Genomic DNA, 19,146 nt, shown 5'->3' on the forward strand with positions numbered 1-19,146 from the left:
TTTGTCGAAATAGTGAAGGTAAAACAACCATGATAAAGCACGCTTATCGTCCCCTGTAATCACAACTGGAACCGTCTTAGATAATGGATGATTAAGAAATTCCCTGCCAATGCTATTAAGACACTCTTTTAACTGCGTATAGATAGTTTGGTATTTATCTGGTAGAGCTGCGTCACCTCTCTGGCCAGCCAGAATCTGTCGGTCACCACGATATGGGATGATCTTCGAATGGTAGATTCGCTTGCTGCTATCCTTACAGTCTTTTGGTTGCCCGAGAGTCTGAACGTCTCCTAATCCTTTGGGACAATCTTTGAAATGGACAAAGCCTCGATCCAGCACATCAGGGGAAACGAACTCGAGAAGAACATGGCTGAGAGCCTCACCATCCTGCATTTCATCTTTTAATTCACGGAAGCGTGATATCAATTCGCCAAGCAGTCTATCGTTTTCCATCTCACCATCCTTTTAAACCCGGGCTGGCTGGTGCTAACGTGATGGATGATTTACCACATTAGCAACCAGTCAAAAGCAGGGAGCTACCCCGCACCCGGTTATTGATTTTAACGTATGCTACGACATGCGCTACGACAACCCGCCACCGCACGCCTTTCTGATGGTATTTTACCATAGTTCACAGAGTGGGACAAATTCATAAAACACCTTAGTATGTAGCGTTTGCCGTTCGGCTATCCTGTGACTGTTTGCGTCCGTGATGATCCAAGATCAACCGCCCTTTTTGTGTTGATAGTTCGCGCCTCCACGTTTTATTGCGACCTCTTTTCCAGATTAACCAATGAGTTGGGCTGGAAAACTTGTATTTCAATACCGCTGCCTAACTCTCACGTTGATTTTTATTACAGCTTGGATCCAGGGGAACAGCTTTCCCGGTTTTTTCGATGGGGTATGTAAACAGGTAACGCCAGACGGCTTCGTGAATGTATTTCCCTCTCGTATTCTTACAGGCACTGCCGCCGGGAACGACTGAGGAATGGGCGCGACGGGTATTCTTTTTGACATCACAATTGGTAATCAACCGACGTGAATCTTTATAAGGAAATGAAACCTTATCGACATCGACGATGGGACCATGTTCGTTGAGCCCCAGCAATTCCCAGGAACGACAGTAATGGTCTGCGCTCCAGCCTCCATCCAGTACATGAGAAAACCCGAAGAAGCGATTCGAAGGTGTGGCGGAAGGCAGAGTTTGCCAATTCTGTAATTGATCCCGGGGCCCACAGAACATGACAACACGGCCGACTTTTTGATGCACGGCGAAACGGGCTGATGTAGTGGAACCGTGCGAACTTCCCGCCATGATCACGTCTTCCCAGCGCAGGCCTTTACCATCTGCTGTAATGAAATACTTCCATTGTCCTTGTGGGTTCTTTTTGGCCAGCCACTTTACAAACTGAAAGGCGCGTTCTTTCATTCCGTCCGGATGGGGAATATCAACCTGATCGCTGAAGTCTTCGCCGGTTGCTGCTTCCAGCCGTACGTTGCCGCGACACGTTTCTCCCACCGGTTGTTCCCGGCAGACTTTGGAGAACCAGCGATTCGCGTAATGCACCTGAATCGCGTGCAGTCCATAGCGGGAGAGTCGATCGAAAAGTTGGCTGTTATAGCCCATCATCCAGATCACAAGTTTACCACGCGGTTTGACGCGCGTATCTACAACCGCGCGTTCGAGATCCTGAACCTTGCCCGCTTTTTCGAAAACAAAATCGATCTCGGGGTGTTCTTTGGCGCGCGGATCAATCTCACTGGCTCTGGCGCTGAGTTTATATTCTTGAGGTTTGCCATCGGTATAGCGAAGCTTCCGCTTGTCCTCCGCCTGCAGAGCGGGGCAGAGCAGTTGAGACAGTAGTGCAAGAAATAAAAGCGATTTCATATTCATGATCGTTCACCAAAAGAAAAGTAAATCAGGAAGGAAGACGATATACCCAAGTCTTTATTATAGAGAGTTGGGTACTTTGATTCCCCGCTCTGACTCTTTCAACTTCTGAGAACTTCGAAAAAGAAATTCGAACTGGTAAGAAAAAAAGCGCGCAGCTATGCACCGGGTTTACTGGCATGTGTGCATCGTCGGCGATGTTTTCCCAGGAATGGGGAACTCTAAAACATCCCGCCGAACGTTTCCAGGAAGAATGAGCTGACACTGGATGGGTCATCATAGTGCCACATCGTTCGGATCAGGTCATACATCATGACGGTACAGATCCCCATGAATATCGTGGAGATCCCCAGGGCAGCAAATGTCCCAGCGCCCCATTCCGCTTCAGGTGCTGCCATTGCAGCGGATCGACCTCCAGCAAATGCAGCAGGAGCTACAAATTCGGCATGGCTTTCACCACTCTGAAAGGAGTCGTCGAAGTCATCATCGTCTGCATCATAAATATCGTCGAAGTCATCTTCGTCTTCATCGAAGACATCAGACATGGAATCATCGCTGGCATAGTCATCGTCTTCACCAAAGATAGCGGATTCGCCATCATCATCGTCTGAATCCAAAATCACTGAGCCAGAGGAACCACCCGTATTTCCATCTTCATTCAGCATTAACACACTGGTGTCTGCATTAGAATCGGAAAGGTCAAAACTGCTGTCATCATCATCGTCCAGTGAGGGGATTTCCAAAGTGGCATTTTTATCATCACTGGCAGGCATCATGCTAACTGTTTTATCGACGTCTTGTTCTTCCACATCAAATGGTTCAAGAGAGATTCCGCTGTCGGCTGTGATGGAAATGTCACTCCCGGTATCATCCCCTTCCAGAGAGATACCACTGGAATCTTCATCGACAAGTGAAATTCCGCTTTCGTCGGCTGTTTCCAGAGAGATGCCACTATCCAGCGGTCCTGCTAAAGAAATTCCACTATCTGATGCCAGAGAAATCCCACTGTCTTCTGCGAGAATCGACGAGTCATCACCTTCATCCGCAATCAGAGCCACATCGCTGTCACTTCCCAGGTCAAAGCTATCATCGCCTACCAGCGCCACATTGCTTTCACTTTCAGATAAATCTCCGTCATCCGCTACGAGTTTCACATCGCTATCGCTGGCTGAATCCATATCCAGAATTTCAAAGTCGGGTTCAGAGTCAGAATCAACCAGCTTAACATCACTGTCGCTACCGAGATCAAGACTCGAATCATCGGTGAGCCGGACATCGCTGTCTGAATCTTCGCCGACTGCTACCAGCTCTGGTTCGCTGTCAAGCTGCAGGTCATCTCCATCATCGACAACCAGTCGTACATCACTATCTGAACTGCCCAGCTCGGCGGGGGAATCCTCCTCATCGTGGACACTTCCCCGAATGACGGTCGCTTGCTCGCCAACTTCATCTTCTGCAATGACGCTATCGGACTGATCCTCATCTTCCATGACGGCAGAGCCAAACACGTCATCCTCATCACCCGACATCAAAGGAATTGACGGATCGGAATCTGGCTGGCGCGAGCGGGCTAACTCCTCAATATCTTCCAGACGAAATTTCCAGGCACCCCTGTCTGCAAAACCGCGAATATCACCACCTTCTCTCAGGCTGTTTAATTCGTCTATTTCCATTCCAAGCTGGGACGCTGCTTCTTCGAGGTTCAGATATTTTTTGGCCATTGTGGCGCGACTCCGACATCAATGATGTAAATTAGGAATTGAGATTGTATAACTCGTCATCGGACATTTATCTGTAAAATTTCAGTACTTTTGAATCTGAAAACCTGTAGACGAATGCCTTTGTGAATAACTTACGGGTTCTATCAGATAATGTTGCTGACATCAGCAACTGCCCCCGAATTCTGAGTAGAAATAGAATCCTCTACAGGAAGCTTTTGCGAACCCCTCAACTTATCTATATTTATTCTAAAATACAACCAGTCTGTTGCAAGTACCATCTTGTTGATTGGGCCGTTCTTCAGCAACAAAATACGAATTGAAGCGTTTGTCCAGATTTATCTGGTGCGGATTCCCTAAGATAAATCAATTAAACGGGTTATAGTGAATCTCGTTTGTTGATTGTCTGGCGGATTTAATAATCGCAATAGAGCCAGTCAAACCGTTATTCACTTAGCTCCCTTTTGAGAGCGGCTAGTTCCGATTCAATTTGCTCAGACCGGGATGGCGAGAGAGCCGATTTGTCAGTAGGCATTTCGGCAACTTCTTGTGGAGAAGATTCAGCTAAGCCACTTTTTTCTGTTAACTCCAGTTGTTTTCGTTTTGCTTCAGACAGACGTGCCTCCAATGCGTACAAAGTGGTTGTCAGGTGTTCGCAAGTAGCTACTGAAGCCTGATGTTGCTGTTCAAGTCCTGCCATCAAATCTTCAATTTCCCTCTTCCTCACCAGAGAGTTACGTGCTTCTAGTTCATCGCCCGTCTCCAATGCAGATTTGGCTGCAGCTTTCCACTGAGAAATCTGTTTTTGATGTTCCTGCAACTCTTCCTGAAGTGCCCGTTCATTAGAAGTTGCCGTTTTTACACTCCGATGTGCACCTGCAATACCCTCTTTCATCTCAGAAATAATCTGTTCAATCTCTTTAACGGGATCAGCAGCATTATTAAGTAAATGAGTTAGATTACAGGTAACAATGTCAGTGAGCCGACTGAAATAGCTCATTCTCCTCTACTCCGTACTGTTTTAAATGGTTTATGAAAAGAATCTGATTTCGATGGCCCGACTGAGTCAACGGGAATCTCTTCTATGGGGTTCATTCTATTTCTGAAATCTCAAAATAATTAATTGTGCTGAGGACCGGTGACCCCCATGTGTTTTAATTTTTCTCGTAATTTTTCTCGCGCCAGTCGCAAACGACTTTTCGCGGTTGCCAAATTGGTATCCATCACTTCTGCGACTTCATTCAGGGTTAATTCTGAGTAATGATGCAGAGTAAAAGTTAATCTCTGATCTTCTGGAATTGTTCCCAGTAATTCGTCCACAATCAATGCCAATTCCTTAATATTGGCATTCTCCTCGGGTGAAATTACTTCACTGGCCAGCCGATTGAGAGAATCATCTTCATCAGCCTGCTTTCCGGTATACGCCTTAATCAATGCATCGTGCGATTGACGGCGGATACTGTCGATTAGCAGGTTGCGAGCCACCCGGTACATCCAACCACGAAAGCGGCCTTGTGGCAGATAGTCCCACGATTGATTATAGACGCGCAACAACGTTTCCTGAGAAAGGTCTTCAGATAGTTGGGAGTCCCGGCAGTTTCGGAAAAAAAAACCAATCAGCGGTCCCTGATATTTTTCTACCAGTTCGTCAAAGGCGCGCAGGTCACCATTTTGAATTCGAATCATCAATTGATCGTCTTCTGTCATGGTTTTTTCCTGGAGTGAACAGACTGCTCATGATTCTCTAGAGAGTTCTTCGCATCATTAAATCACTGTTGTCGCTTCGAGCAAAACCGAAGGAACTCGACATCAATGCTTTCTCTTGCGAGATTCTAATATTGTGATCAGAAATCCTATAGAATTCACCTCCAAACCGCTAAGATTTGACTCTTGAACTACTTTTAACTCAATTTGACTGTCAAATAGAGTTAAAAGTTCTACACGTTACGTGTCATTGCGAAACGCAATGGAATATACAGGAATATATGGTGTCGACCTCAGAATCTGTGAAAGTGAAATTGAACTATGGTTACGATGGGGAATTCCATTGTGAAATCCCCACGGAAAGACTCATATGTTACCATCAGGCTCCGGAGCCTCGGGAAGATGTCTTACAGACGACACAGCAGGTCTTGAACAGTCCGCTGGAACTTCCTCCACTCGATTTAGCAGTTGTGCCGGGAGATAAAATCACGATTGTTGTAGATCATCAGACTCCCGCAATCGCCGCTATCATTAATTCTTTATGGAACTACCTTTCTGATTGCGGGATTGAAGCTGGTGATGTGGCAATCTTACAATCACAGTCCTCTCCACCTGACGTTCAGCAAAAATTAAAAGAGGCAGTCGCTGCGGAGCTGCAGGAGAATGCTGAGTGGGTCATTCATAATCCCGAATCAAAAGATGCACTCGGTTATCTGGGTACGTCAGCGGGAGGGGATCGCATTTACCTCTCGAAATATTTAGTGGAAGCAGATTTTATTCTTCCCATAGAGCTAGTGGGTTACGATCCACTAATCGGATACGCCGGGGGAGGCAGTTCCATCTATCCCGGATTCTCTTCTCAGGAAGCCATTCTCAAGAGTCGCGGTCAGTCACATCGTGAATTGACTCCCACCGAAAGCAGGCCTCTGCGACAGCTGATTGATGAAGTGGGCTGGATGCTCGGTTTGCAATATAGTTTGCAAGTGATTCCAGCTGCAGGCCAGGGGGTCGCTGAATTGGCCTTTGGAAGCAGCGAAGCCGCCTTTCGTAAAGGTAAAGAACTTTTAGATCAGTTCTGGAAACTGGAACCAGGCTATAAATCAGAAATTGTAGTCATTGCCGTCGAAAGTGGTCCGACGGGACACCAATGGAATCAATTGGGCAGCGTTCTGGAAACGGCCAGAAATCTGGTCACACAGGACGGTCGTGTGGTACTTCTCACGCAGATTGATGAAGAGTTCGGCGAAGGCATGAAAATTCTTTCAAGCTGCCACGAACCACATGATGCAATTAAACCACTGCGGGACAAACAGCCCGGAGACCTGGTTACTGCAACTCAGATGGCGCTCACTGGTGACTGGGCGTTGATCTGTCTGTTGAGCAAAGCCAGCAGCGATGATGTTGAGGATCTGTTTATGATTCCACTTGAAGATGATGCCGAAGTCCAGCGTCTGCTGCAAACAGATGAAACCGTAGCCGTCATTGCCTCCGCGCAGCATACTTACGGGCAACTCAAACAGGAGTAATCCGTTCTCTTTCAAGTGGTCGGCAGCTTTGAAGCCTTGAGTACGCTTTCCTGTACGAAATAGTCATGCTCGTAAGAAAAATCGATATCCTTTTCACGACGGATAATGCGTGCCATATCAGCTACATCATCTTTGTAGCGTATGTAGCCTGCGAAATTGATATCTTGCTGTCCCTTGCGATATTTTCCTCGGCCATTTGAAAGGGTTAAGCTGGCTGCCGGCTTGCCAAACGATTGGAGATGGAAGGTTCCCTCTGATCCACAAACGACAATATGTCGCCGATCAAATCCATTCACTTCATTACAGCTGGACTTGATCGTCGCCAGCGCTTTGGGATAACTGAATACGGCCAGCATATTGTCAGGTAATGTATCGTCAATTGCGGAAGCATGTTGTGAGAAGGCCGTAACCTCTTCGGGCCTACCCAGAATCTGAATGACCAGGTCAATGACATGGCAGCCAAGCTCGAGCATCGTGCCTCCCGGCTGTGGTTCGAGTTTGGCGCGGCTGGTTTTATCCATCTTTTTGCTCATGACCGTATGAACTTCAAACGGGTCACCGAGCCAACCTTTTTTCAAAAGATCTCTGAGCAGCACAATGCCCGGGTTGTAACGAAACATATATCCCATCTGAATCAAGAGATGTTTTTTCGCTGCTTGATCTAAAATTCGTTTGAAATGAGGTAGCGAAAGTCCAGCTGGCTTATCAAGATGAATGTGCTTGCCTGCAGCAATACATGTTTCCGCAGTATCTAACAGATCGGGAACCACTGTCTCCACAGCAACTGCCTGCAAACCATCGATATTCAGCAGCTGTTCTTCCGTCAAAAAAGGGAGTCCCTGATAAATTCCAGTCGATTCAGCATATTTGCGACGTTTAGCATCGGGTTCGACAATTCCCACCACTTCGTATTCTTCCGACTTTCGGAAGGCCTGTATCTTTCCACCCGCATGGGGGTGTCCGACTCCAATTTGCCCGACTTTAATTTTATTCACTTCACGATTCCTTGCTGATATTTTACCAGAATAATTCGCTGTGGACTCTGATTAGAAATAAAGACGATTCCAGACATCAATCGACTCACTCCAATGACAGAGGACCCGTGGGAGTTTAAAATGTAGATCGTATTTCATCGTAAACGATCGACTCTTCAAACACCACTCCGTTTCTCTTTAGATGGGAACATGATGAACCGTTTTCTAGTCTTAGCGATCCTATGTTGCTGGAGTATCTCTGGCACCATATCGGTTGAAGCGTCGGATTCAAAGCCAAACGTCGTATTGTTTTTTATCGATGATCTAGGCTGGAGAGACGTAGGCTTTATGGGCAGTGATTTTTTTGAAACTCCCCACATTGATCTTCTCGCTCAGGAGTCGATGCGTTTCACATCTGCCTATGCCGCAGCCCCGAATTGTGCTCCCAGTCGGGCGTGTTTGATGTCGGGACAATATACGCCGCGACATGGCGTTTATACTGTGGGTGATCCTGCTCGGGGTAACAATCGACATCGAAAGTTGATTCCTGCAAAAAACAAAACCGTCCTCGCGGACAAATTTGTCACCATTGCCGACTCACTTTCGAAAGCAGGTTATCATTGTGCCAGCATGGGTAAATGGCATTTGGGACAGACTCCACTTACGCAGGGCTTTCAAGTGAATATCGCCGGCAATCCCTCGGGCAGTCCCCGCGGCGGTTATTTCAGCCCCTATCGAAATCCACAACTTACGGATGGTGTGAAGGGCGAATACTTAACAGATCGACTCACCGATGAAGCATGCAAATTTATCAAAGCTAATAGGAAGTCTCCTTTTTTCCTCTATCTGACACACTATGCAGTCCACACACCTTTACAGGCAAAGCAGGCAGAGGTTAAATATTTTCAATCGAAGCCGACTGGAAAATTACATCAGCATGTTACTTATGCCGCCATGATTAAAAGTATGGATGAAAGTGTGGGTCGAGTTCTAAACACACTGAAAGATTTGAACCTGGATCAAAAGACAATCGTCATTTTTACTTCAGATAACGGTGGTTATGGACCTGCCACTACAATGCAACCTTTACGTGGATCAAAGGGAATGCTGTATGAAGGAGGCATTCGGGTTCCGCTTTTAATCAAATGGCCCGAGGTGACGAAAGCGGGAAGCTCAAGTGAGGAACCTGTGATTAACGTTGACTTTTACCCCTCGCTGATGGAAATGACTGGAACACCCAACCCTGAAAATTATCTATTGGATGGGGCAAGTCTGGTTTCCTTGTTGAAAGATCCACAAAGTAAATTGAAAACACGTTCTTTGTTCTGGCACTTTCCCGCGTATCTGCAAAAATACCAGGGCATGCAGCAGCGTTTTCGTACGACCCCTGTTTCTGTGATTCGACAAGGCGACTGGAAGCTATTAGAGTTCTTTGAAGACGGACATCAGGAACTATATAATACGCGACTGGATATTAGCGAGACGATGAATCTGGTAAACAATCATCCTGAAAAAGCGAAAGCGTTATTACAGGCACTACATCAGTGGCAAAAACAGGTTCAGGCGGTGATCCCTGCTGAACCGAATCCTCAATATCATTCTGGGAGTTGAACCTGTAAAACCAAGGAAAGCCGAGACAAAACATTATGTGGGAAGATACTCTCAAGGATTTTATTTACCTCTGGGCTGTAATTGATCCCATTGGTTCCATTCCCGTTTTCATGGCGGTGACTGCGGGTTGCAGCAGATCTGTTCAACGACAAATTGCATTTCGTGCAATCATGACTGCGGGAATTGTATTGATTCTGTTTGCCATTGGAGGTCAGTTGATATTGGAACTGTTGGAAATTCCACTTCCTGCCTTTCAGATTGCAGGTGGCCTGGTGCTGTTTCTCTTTGCATTGACGATGATCTTTGGCGAAAGCAAACCAGAGGCGGAAATCGAGGAATCACATAAAGTGGAAACGCATCAGAGTAAAGCCGTTTACCCGCTCGCGATTCCTTCCATCGCTTCTCCCGGTGCCATGATGGCGATTGTCTTAATTACCGATAATCATCGCTTTGAGATGCAGCAGCAAATGTTCACAACTCTAACCATGCTGTCAGTGTTAGCTATCACCCTGATCTTACTTTTGTTAGCCGGGTCTATTCAAAAAGTCATCGGCGATTCGGGTGCCAGCGTTCTCAGCCGCATTGGTGGACTCATTCTGGCTTCCGTTGCCGTCGACAGTGTGCTGAGCGGAATTAAAATCTATTTCGATCTATAGATTCATTCGATTTCAGAGATAGATCTTGCAGGGAATCTGTAAACCGTTTTCAGAATCAAAAGGGTTGCCCATTCAATGCAAGTCTGGGTTCAGCATGATTCTCATGCCTGCGTTAATCGGGCCCATCAGCTGGCTCAGCATGCAGACACATGTTGAGCCATTGCCGAGGAGACATTTACGTTTTGAGAAGATTAGTTCAGCAGAGTCGGATTAGGATCCCAGCCTGCGACGACGGCATCAGGGGCAAGTACGAATATTTCGACGCGGCGATTTTTCTGCCGTGCTGAGTCATTTTCGTTTGGAATGACAGGCTGATACATACTATACCCTGCAGCACCCATTCGACCTTGTATAACTCCGAACTTGGAGAGAGAAAGTACAACCGAGTTAGCCCGGTTCGTCGATAAATGCCAGTTTGTTCTGTGTTGACGCTGAGTTTTCGCTTTCGAGATTGGCTTATCGTCTGTATGTCCCACTACCAGAACATTCAATCGTTTCGCATTCCCGTCATTCATAATCGCGGCAAACTGATCCAGGATTTCTTTTGCAGATGATTTGAGGACATCACTTCCGGAGTCAAACAGTATGTCTGAATGAAATTTGCTCACGCCGGTACTTGGATCGAATTCGAAATCGGGATATTTGTCGGCCAATTCCTGGAAGCGGCGGGTTGCCTCGCCATCCAATGGGCTAGGCTGACCTTTGGCTGTTTTCATCAGGCTCACATAGCGCTGCTGCATCTCAGAACGCTCGGCGTTTAAATTATCGAGCCGCTTGTTAGCAATATTTAAGTTGGATTCCAAAGACTGGGCTCGCATTGCCAGTTGATCGCGTTCGTGTTGCAGTGCATTCGCTGACTGCTGAAACTGGTCGCGTTGCATCGACAGTTCCATGCCCTGGTTGTAAAGCTGTTGCGAGCGGTACATACTCTGCCGAACCCGCGCATTTGGTCCGCGCTGACAGGATGTTAGACTGATGGTAAATAAACAGACTGCGCTCAGTAGGCATACCCGTATGATGATGGGCATCTTCAGTGCTCCTTTATCTAACTCTGAATAGAATCACAGTTCCGGTTGCGCAAATCATCACAGAAATGTAAGCTGATTTATTGAAATCAGACATCCCATGTAATTTCACACAACCTTGAAAAGCCAAGCTGATTCAAGGGAAGATGAATGGCATAAAAATCAATTTGAATGGGTTGGTAGGTTTTTTTGAGTAGTGACATGCAGATGCATATCCTGTTGTTTTATTGAATCAGTAATGAGAAGTGAGAGAGGTTTACTGGTCCAAAACCAACAGAGGCGGATTTATAACGCCTCTTGATTAATGTGCCAAGAGCAAATTGATCGAAAAAGAATTGATTTTGAGAGATTGAAATATCTACAAAAACTAACAGGTAATGTGGCCATTTTCGCTGACAGGTAGCGAGGAAAATACAAAGACAGGTGATGTCTGGCTATCACAGAAAACCAAACGTCATCTGTTTGTTGGAGAGAATTACGAAATTTAATTCATTCGTCTCATTGAGAATCGTTTAAGGCTGTGACTCAAGTATTCTTATATCTTCTTGTAGCTCCGCGATTGCTTTCTTAACATTTCGCCGGGCACAGAGAAGAGCATGATTTTGAGATAAATCTTTTTTCAAATTCTTTATGCCCTGTTTTGCTTTACGAATCTGTTCCTCTTTGGAAGGCTTTGTTCTTGAAAATGAAATTTCGGCAGCAGGGTTAACTACGAGGTCAGAAACAGGGCTTGATACCGTCTCAGCTTGAGGAACTGAGTGTTTTGGGGAAGTTGCCTCTCGTTCAGGATCTGCCTGTAACTCCTGCGCGTATTTTATTTGGTCTTTCTTTAAATTGATGACATACATATCCAGGATCTCTTGTAATGAATGTTGATAAGAGCCTGAAATTTCTGAGATGACAGGGCCACCCGCATATTCGTATTCACGATAGACCCAGAAGGGACCTTCTTTCTGTGTTCCTGTCAGAGACGCATCCTTTTCCGTCTGAATATCAGGTAACAGTAAAGCGATTAAGACTGCCATTGTAGCAACAGCCACCATTAATTCGATGAGTGTAAAACCTTTTTTCATTCCTCGCTTCTTTGATGGTAAGTCAATCACCATCTCTCCTTCTAAAATGAATTGAACTAAAATGAATTGAAAAGATATTCTTCAAACAGAATCGAGCACACACTTTTTAGTACCTTGATATAGAGGCTTTAGTTTAAGAAAATATTTCTGTTTGATGATTTTTTCTATTTACTCAGAATGCGAATCATGTGCCAAACCCATATTACACCAACCTTCTGATATGCCGCGAACTTCATATCTTGCTATCAGTGAATAAGATAGAGTCGTTGGTTGCCCAGGTCATTCATCGGAAATTCTTTTTTGATTCATCAAACATACGCGACCGAGATTTTCATTTGCCCGATTGTTGTGCAATCCGGTTCTTCGAAGATTTCACAGATCGATTTCCTGTCGAAAAATGAATGAGAGCCACGTTTCCTGTTTTGAGTCATCAAAACAGTACCTGGGTTAATAGGTTTATCTGAGAGGAATCAGCCTGATTTTAGAGCGGGATCAGGGAGTTCGGGAGTGGCTTGCTACTGTCTTGATTCCGGTTTGTGTATGATGAGTGGTTCTTCTACTCAGGGAAATCAAATAACGGACAGGCTTGATGGAATGAGAGACAGGAGGAGAATACCTTGAAAAAAATTCTGGGAATAGTGGTCTTGGCTTTGGCATTGATCGTGGCATTGATTCTCAGCCAGAATCGAGATGTGCCCTTGAAGGTCTCCGGTTTCTTAGAAGCGGATGACATCCGACCTGGTTCCCGTGTGGGGGGACGCGTAAAAAAAGTCTTAATTGAAGAAGGTCAGTCGGTGTCACAAGGAGATTTGCTCATCGAGCTGGAGCCTTATGATTTGTTGGAACGCCGTGCAGAAGCAGTAGCGGGTTTGACAGAAGCTAAGGCAAATTATGAAAAACTGGTTGCCGGTTTTAGGGTTGAAGAAATTGCCCAGGCTCAGGCGCACGTCGATCAGTTAAAAGCCAGAGTGACGTTATTAGTAAATGGTCCCAGGCAAGAGGAAATCGATTCTGCAATTGCTGAAGTACAGTTAGCCGATGCTGAGTATCGACTCGCCAAATCAAAACATTTGAGAATCGAGACATTGTTTGCGAAAAAGTCAGTAACGGCTGATGAATTAGATTCAGCGAGTACTGAATTTCAGGCAACAGCTTTAAGAAAAGAAGTGAAACAGAAGGCGCTTGATTTATTGAAAAAAGGGACACGAAAAGAAGAGATCGATGAAGCCAGGGCTCAGTTGAGGCAAGCAGAAGAAGCCTGGAAATTATTTAAAAACGGAAGCCGTCGGGAAGATATCCAACAGGCGGAAGCCACTCTGAAAAAGGCAGAAGCGGTTTTAGAAATCATTCAGGAGCAAATCCAGGAACTAAAGATTATCGCGCCCCTTGATGGAACCATTGAAGCGGTCACCTTACAGCCGGGGGATCTGGTAGGAAGTAATGTTCCCGTGATTTCCATTCTTGATTGGAATCATTTATGGGTCCGCTGTTACGTGCCAGAGAATCATCTGAATATACAAGTCGATCAGGAAGTAGAAGTCACTATCGATAGTTACCCTGAAAAAATCTTCGAGGGGCGCGTGACCTTTGTTTCACGGCAGGCGGAATTTGTTCCTCGGAACGTACAGACCCCTGAAGAACGTTCGAAACAGGTCTTTCGGATTAAAGTCCGTATTAAAGATCAGGAGAAGTTGCTCAGACCCGGAATGTCAGCCGATGTCTGGCTCGATCGAAAGGTCATCAAACCATGAATCCTGTGATTCAGGTGAATCAGTTAACACGCGATTTCGGGACTCTCAGAGCCGTTGATCAGGTCAGTTTTGAAGTGCAACGTGGTTCGATCTTTGGGTTACTAGGTCCGAATGGTAGCGGAAAATCTACCATCATCCGTATGTTATGTGGAGTTCTGGAACCTACACAAGGGTCAGCACATGTGCTGGGGTACCATGTTGCACATGATGCAGAAAAAATCAAACAGCACATCGGTTACATGTCACAGAACTTCAGTCTGTATTCTGATTTGAGTGTGCAGGAAAATATTGAATTCTATGGTCGAATCTACGGACTCGACTCCCAGAGACTAAAACAGCGGTTTCAAGAGATTATCGAACTGACGTCTCTCTCCGGACGATTGAATCAACTAGCTGGCAACTTATCCGGAGGCTGGAAACAACGTCTGGCTCTCGGATGCGCACTGATACATGAACCAGATGTGGTCTTTCTTGACGAACCGACAGCGGGAATTGATCCGGTAGCCCGGCGAGATTTATGGGACCTGCTATTTGACTTGGCCGGGCAGGGTGTGACACTGTTCGTCACCACTCACTATATGGATGAAGCAGAACGTTGCAGTGAAGTGGGCTACATCTATGATTCGCGTTTGATTGTTTGCGGGAAACCAGACGAACTAAAGCAATTGCCCAGCGTGACTCCTGCCGGCACTTCACGATGGGAAATTGAAACGGTTAACCCGGCAACCAAACTTGCTACCTTTCGTGAAATGCAGGGCGTTCAAGATGCAACTCTCTTCGGTCAAACCATTCATATTTTGTCCAGTCAGCAGTTGTCAGAAAACGACTTTCTCAGTCGAATTCAGGATGAACGGGAGCAGGTGCAAATCAGACCCATTACACCATCGCTGGAAGATGTATTTGTGACGCTGAGCCGTGCAGAGGAATTGAACAATCGGAATTCCGAAACATCAATAGTAACACCCGAAGTCCTGAGCCAGCAGTATGCAGAGCCTCAAGCAATTGAGGAAGAGATACCAGAAGAGATACCAGAAGAGAAATTGTCTGAAAAGCCTCAATTTCCTCAATTGACTCTGGGGATTCTGGCAGGGTTCTGGGCCATTCTCGTAAAAGAATTCACTCATATCCGCCGAGAGAAGACGACGATGTTCTTCGCATTTGCTGTTCCTGTATTGCAAACGATTATTTTCGGGTTTGCCATCGATACACAAATCGAAAATATTCCAACAGTCATCTATGATCTCGACGGCCGATCCAGTTCACGTGAACTCATTGATGCGTTTGCCAACATGCGTACGTTTCAAATTACTGAACGCGTCTTCAATCAGGATGCATTCCACCAGGCGCTGGAATCAGGCAATGCCAAAGTGGGGGTAATCATACCTCCCGATTATTCCGATCGTCTGTTAAAGGGAGAGCAGGTCTCGATTCAGGTACAGATTGATGGCAGCGATTCCCAAGTCGCCACAGCAGCTCTCAATGCTTCGAATTTATTGGGGCTGAACCTTTCAATGAAGATGACAAAAAGTTTCGCCGAAACGCTGCCCGTAGTTCCCTCGCGTGATGCACGTGGTGAAGCAGTGATGCCAATCGAGATCAGGCCACGGCTTTTGTATAATCCAGATCTGGAGAGTTCACATTTTTTTGTTCCCGGTCTAGTGGGAATCATCTTACAGTTAGTTACACTCTTTTTGACTTCATTTGCAATTGTCAGAGAAAGAGAATTGGGAACTCTGGAGCAATTGTTTGTGACTCCTGTCAGTAAATCCGGTTTGTTGCTGGGGAAATTAGCCCCGTACGCCATGATTGGATTTGTGGAGACATTGATTGTTTTAACAGTGATGGTCTTCTTTTTTGGCGTACCCATTCATGGCAGTCTTTGGGAATTATTAGTACTTTCCCTGTTGTTTTTGATCTGCGGTCTAGGGTTGGGGATGCTGGTATCGACCATTGCCAAAACTCAGTTGCAGGCCATTCAGTTTGCATTTCTGATTATGCTGCCTTCTGTCCTCTTATCAGGATTCATGTTTCCCCGATCACAAATGCCATTACCCATTTATCTGGTTACATTTTTGATCCCCGTTACTTATTTTCTGGAAATACTCAGAGGAATCGTTCTGAGGGGCGCAGATATCTTAGATTTGATGCCATACATTCTAGGGCTCAGCTTGTGCTGTTTTGCAATCATTGGCATTAGTCTCAAGAGATTCCAAAAGCAGCTATCATAATAGGCTCTGAGAATTGGTCTTCCACGACAGAATGTGTAGGATAAGAATTGATTAAAGCATGCGCCTCTGATCAATGTGCCTCGCAATTGAAACGGTTTCCCTCCCAATTTATTTCACACAATTGAATACCCTCCCGACTGGAGCCCTTGAATTATGAGATTATGCCGATACCAATATGAAAACAAAATCTCTTGTGGTTTTTATTCAGAAGACAAAATTCTTCCGTTAGCTGCTGCCGCAGAAATGGCGGGCCTGGAACTCGATGAACAGGGAGGGCTCATTCCATTTCTGCCGGGGGGCTCACAGAGAGATGCATGCTTAAGCGTAGAAAAGCAACTGAAGCAGGCTATGGATGAAGAACTGTTTCCGATTTCCGTGATGACTGATGAGGTGCAACTGCTCGTTCCGATTCCAACTCCTTCAAAACTGATGTTGCTGGCAGGCAACTACTCCAAACATATTGAAGAAGGGGGAGGCAAAGCTGAAGAAAGACAAAAAACCTTTCCCTATGTATTTATGAAACCCCCCTTAACTACTCTGACACATCCGGGGCATCCAGTGGTAATTCCCGAAGTCTCGCCCGATCATATTGACTGGGAACTGGAATTGGGAATCGTCATTGGAAAAACATGTAAAGGCGTCTCTGAAGCAGAGGCACTCAACTATGTCGCCGGTTATACCGTAATCAATGATATCTCTGATCGAAAATTTCGCCCCAATCCAGGTCGAACCGAACGTGAGAAAGACGGCTTCTTTGACTGGTTACATGGAAAATGGCACGACACCTTTTGCCCCATGGGACCTTGCATCACTTCATCGGATGAGATTCCAGATCCGCAGACGCTAAAAATGAAACTCTCCGTGAATGGGAATGTAGAACAGGATGCATCGACGGCTGAAATGATTTTCCCGGTCGCTGCCATCATTGAATTCATCTCCAGCTATGTGCGTCTGGAACCGGGAGACGTGATTGCCACTGGTACACCCAGCGGTGTAGGAGCTTCAAAAAATAAATTCCTCAAACACGGCGATGAACTGAAAGCCGAGATCGAAAACATCGGCGTACTGCAGAATCCCGTTGACTAAATGTAGTCGCTACAATTTTGTCTAAACCCGCCGATGCCCACTGAAAAAGTGGTGGTTGATCGACGTTGTTGTTCTCGTTTCGACCACACTTTTTTCATTTCTACAACATTCTCGCGCCCCATCTTTTTGAGTCATTCACAAAACCTCGTTCTAAAACGAAATTGAGACAAAGGTTATGTGGCTGGGACTCAATTTCTGCGCAGTTGGCACATTACTTGCGATGTTTCTGAGATCAAAGAATCAAATGAAATGATCGTGATTGCTATCAACTCAGATACCACAACTGTGGTCCGTAGGGAAAATATAACTGGTTCAGCGCAGAGGTTGCCAGAATTGGTAGCCCCGTTTTTCAATTTTGATTTCGTTGATAATCCCCATGTTTTAATAAATGAGCCACGATCAGGAATTTACTGATCTCGCTGGGCCGGTCCTGACTGCAGGATCAAGCTGGCAACTGTTCCCAAGTCTCTCATTCTTATGGTTTGGCCCAATCATTTGAGTGGGAGGCTTGTTTTTCTTTCCGCGGGAGCGGTAATTCCTGCTGCACGTCCGGATTTATCTGACGTCAGATTGATGTCAACTGACGCGATGTTGAGACGTTTTTGGGAACGGCCTCTTTAATCGTATGAAAGAAAAATTTCTTAAGTCACTATGATAGAGTGGCTTATGAATGCATCACGGGAATAACGAGATTTCGGCACACTTATAGCGATTCTTTTGTTTACAGCAGGCGGACTAGTTGGTGATGAGTTATGAATTCTCAGCCGTGCTGCAATTTGAGTGACAGTCCATGAGAGAGAAAGCGAAAGATCACTTTTACTGCACTCATTCTTTTCATTTTTCCAAGGAGCGAAACGATGCAAAACACAACAGATGTGGTCGACCGAACCCAGTCAACTCCGCGAAAGTTCAAAGGGCTTAAAATGGTGCTGTGTATGGGACTGGCTATGGGAGGAGCCCTGTTACTGATGCCAACTCAACAGGCTGAGGCAGGGGGATGTTATTCAGGCTATGGTGGCTATGGTTATGGCTCTTATAATTCCTATCCCTCTTACCGTTCCGGCTTCTCTTACAGTAGTCCCTCCTTCGGGATTGGGATTTATAGCGGCGGAAGTAGCTATCGTGGCGGAAGCTATTATGGTGGCTACCGAAGTGGCTATCGAAGTGGTTACCGGGGTAGCTATGGACACGGTGGTCACCGAGGACATGGATCTCATGGCGGACATCGTGGTCACGGCGGTCATGGTCGTCACTAATTCAAGTCACATATCACTGACTGAATGACCTGATTAAGTTAAGGCTCTGTTCTTCATGGACAGAGCCTTTTTTCGTTGGGGAACCAGGGCACTGTTGCCGGTGTCTCTGATTAATAGGTGAGGCCATCTGGACTCAGAAAATCAGCAGACAATCCAGACGGGAAAGTCTTTATAAGTGGGGTTTGAGGCTCTTTTGAGGTAAATATTCTGGTCCAGAGCTGCTAAAAAGATTCAAATGCAGTGCATGATTGGCTTTAAAAGGGAGAACTCCCTCGCTAGAATACCTGTTTCCCATCCGGGATAAGCACCCCTAGCTCAATTGGATAGAGCATCGGTTTACGAAACCGAAGGTTGCTGGTTCGAGCCCAGCGGGGTGTATTAAAGTCTGCTTTTGAGCAGGCTTTTTTTGTGCCAAAATTTTCATTATTCACTATAAAAAAAGCATTATACGTGATTTTCCACCGATCAAGGAGTCTGGAACAAACGGCTTTGGGGTAGTAATGGGGCGACTAACGGCTGTTTCCCCAAGCGATTTGGTTTGAAACCGGGCTATGGCGGCTTTGGGGGAGTACAAGAGATGAGATCTCTCTCGCTCTCTGAATACTAAAAAAAAGAGGCCCACTTACCCATCCAGGATGGGCAAGAAG

Annotated in this window: 15 protein-coding genes and 1 tRNA gene; 8 read left to right on the plus strand and 8 right to left on the minus strand. The window is 45.9% G+C overall.

Annotation, left to right across the window (positions count from 1 at the left end; translation table 11 throughout):
• The 5 genes from Q0668_RS03975 to Q0668_RS03995 all read right to left on the minus strand — a co-directional run.
• The coding region (locus tag Q0668_RS03975; protein WP_298860153.1) for a hypothetical protein at window positions 1–453 on the minus strand (453 nt) is incomplete at its 3' end.
• A 379-nt stretch (window positions 454–832) separates the two neighbouring features.
• Entirely contained in the window at window positions 833–1,894 is a 1,062-nt protein-coding gene (locus Q0668_RS03980; protein ID WP_366918867.1) for a hypothetical protein, read from the minus strand.
• Window positions 1,895–2,112: 218 nt separating this feature from the next.
• The gene (locus tag Q0668_RS03985) at window positions 2,113–3,612 is read right to left on the minus strand and encodes a hypothetical protein (RefSeq protein WP_298860157.1); all 1,500 of its coding nucleotides are present in this window, start codon (window positions 3,610–3,612) and stop codon (window positions 2,113–2,115) included.
• A gap of 442 nt (window positions 3,613–4,054) precedes the next feature.
• Window positions 4,055–4,609 (minus strand): PspA/IM30 family protein, encoded by a 555-nt coding sequence (locus Q0668_RS03990; protein ID WP_298860159.1) that lies wholly within the window; start codon window positions 4,607–4,609, stop codon window positions 4,055–4,057.
• Window positions 4,610–4,728: 119 nt separating this feature from the next.
• Window positions 4,729–5,316, minus strand: coding sequence for a sigma-70 family RNA polymerase sigma factor (locus Q0668_RS03995; RefSeq protein WP_298860161.1), 588 nt, complete (start codon window positions 5,314–5,316; stop codon window positions 4,729–4,731).
• 281 nt (window positions 5,317–5,597) lie between these two features.
• On the opposite strand from Q0668_RS03995, the gene Q0668_RS04000 reads away from it, so the two are divergent.
• The gene (locus Q0668_RS04000) at window positions 5,598–6,839 is read left to right on the plus strand and encodes a lactate racemase domain-containing protein (RefSeq protein WP_298860163.1); all 1,242 of its coding nucleotides are present in this window, start codon (window positions 5,598–5,600) and stop codon (window positions 6,837–6,839) included.
• 11 nt (window positions 6,840–6,850) lie between these two features.
• Here the strand turns inward: Q0668_RS04000 and Q0668_RS04005 are convergent, their stop codons facing one another.
• A complete protein-coding gene (locus tag Q0668_RS04005; RefSeq protein WP_298860165.1) occupies window positions 6,851–7,834 on the minus strand; it encodes a Gfo/Idh/MocA family oxidoreductase in 984 nt (327 codons plus the stop codon).
• A 189-nt stretch (window positions 7,835–8,023) separates the two neighbouring features.
• On the opposite strand from Q0668_RS04005, the gene Q0668_RS04010 reads away from it, so the two are divergent.
• Together Q0668_RS04010 and Q0668_RS04015 are read left to right on the plus strand one after the other, a co-directional pair.
• A complete protein-coding gene (locus tag Q0668_RS04010) occupies window positions 8,024–9,424 on the plus strand; it encodes a sulfatase (RefSeq protein WP_298860167.1) in 1,401 nt (466 codons plus the stop codon).
• A 35-nt stretch (window positions 9,425–9,459) separates the two neighbouring features.
• Window positions 9,460–10,080, plus strand: coding sequence for a MarC family protein (locus tag Q0668_RS04015; RefSeq protein WP_298860169.1), 621 nt, complete (start codon window positions 9,460–9,462; stop codon window positions 10,078–10,080).
• 191 nt (window positions 10,081–10,271) lie between these two features.
• Here Q0668_RS04015 and Q0668_RS04020 read toward each other — a convergent pair whose 3' ends face one another.
• Both Q0668_RS04020 and Q0668_RS04025 read right to left on the minus strand, forming a co-directional pair.
• The gene (locus Q0668_RS04020; RefSeq protein WP_298860171.1) at window positions 10,272–11,108 is read right to left on the minus strand and encodes an OmpA family protein; all 837 of its coding nucleotides are present in this window, start codon (window positions 11,106–11,108) and stop codon (window positions 10,272–10,274) included.
• A gap of 509 nt (window positions 11,109–11,617) precedes the next feature.
• Window positions 11,618–12,178, minus strand: a complete 561-nt coding sequence (locus Q0668_RS04025; protein ID WP_298860173.1) for a type II secretion system protein — start codon at window positions 12,176–12,178, stop codon at window positions 11,618–11,620.
• Between the two features lie 617 nt (window positions 12,179–12,795).
• Here Q0668_RS04025 and Q0668_RS04030 point away from each other — a divergent pair.
• The 5 genes from Q0668_RS04030 to Q0668_RS04050 all read left to right on the plus strand — a co-directional run bounded on the left by Q0668_RS04030 (window position 12,796) and on the right by Q0668_RS04050 (window position 18,877).
• Window positions 12,796–13,929 carry an HlyD family efflux transporter periplasmic adaptor subunit gene (locus Q0668_RS04030; protein ID WP_298860175.1) on the plus strand — a complete coding sequence of 378 codons (1,134 nt, stop codon included), beginning with the start codon at window positions 12,796–12,798 and terminating at the stop codon, window positions 13,927–13,929.
• Window positions 13,926–16,157: an ABC transporter permease gene (locus Q0668_RS04035; protein ID WP_298860177.1), complete on the plus strand. Its 2,232-nt coding sequence runs from the start codon at window positions 13,926–13,928 to the stop codon at window positions 16,155–16,157. The genes Q0668_RS04030 and Q0668_RS04035 overlap by 4 nt, the downstream gene beginning before the upstream one ends.
• Window positions 16,158–16,310: 153 nt before the next feature.
• Window positions 16,311–17,243 carry a fumarylacetoacetate hydrolase family protein gene (locus Q0668_RS04040; protein ID WP_298860179.1) on the plus strand — a complete coding sequence of 311 codons (933 nt, stop codon included), beginning with the start codon at window positions 16,311–16,313 and terminating at the stop codon, window positions 17,241–17,243.
• A gap of 857 nt (window positions 17,244–18,100) precedes the next feature.
• Complete coding sequence (locus tag Q0668_RS04045) at window positions 18,101–18,499, plus strand: hypothetical protein (RefSeq protein ID WP_298860181.1); 399 nt, start codon at window positions 18,101–18,103, stop codon at window positions 18,497–18,499.
• Window positions 18,500–18,803: 304 nt separating this feature from the next.
• Window positions 18,804–18,877, plus strand: a tRNA-Arg gene (locus Q0668_RS04050).
• Window positions 18,878–19,146 lie beyond the last annotated feature (269 nt).

Origin of the sequence: uncultured Gimesia sp., from assembly GCF_937910335.1 — a bacterium.
Taxonomy (GTDB): Bacteria; Planctomycetota; Planctomycetia; order Planctomycetales; family Planctomycetaceae; genus Gimesia.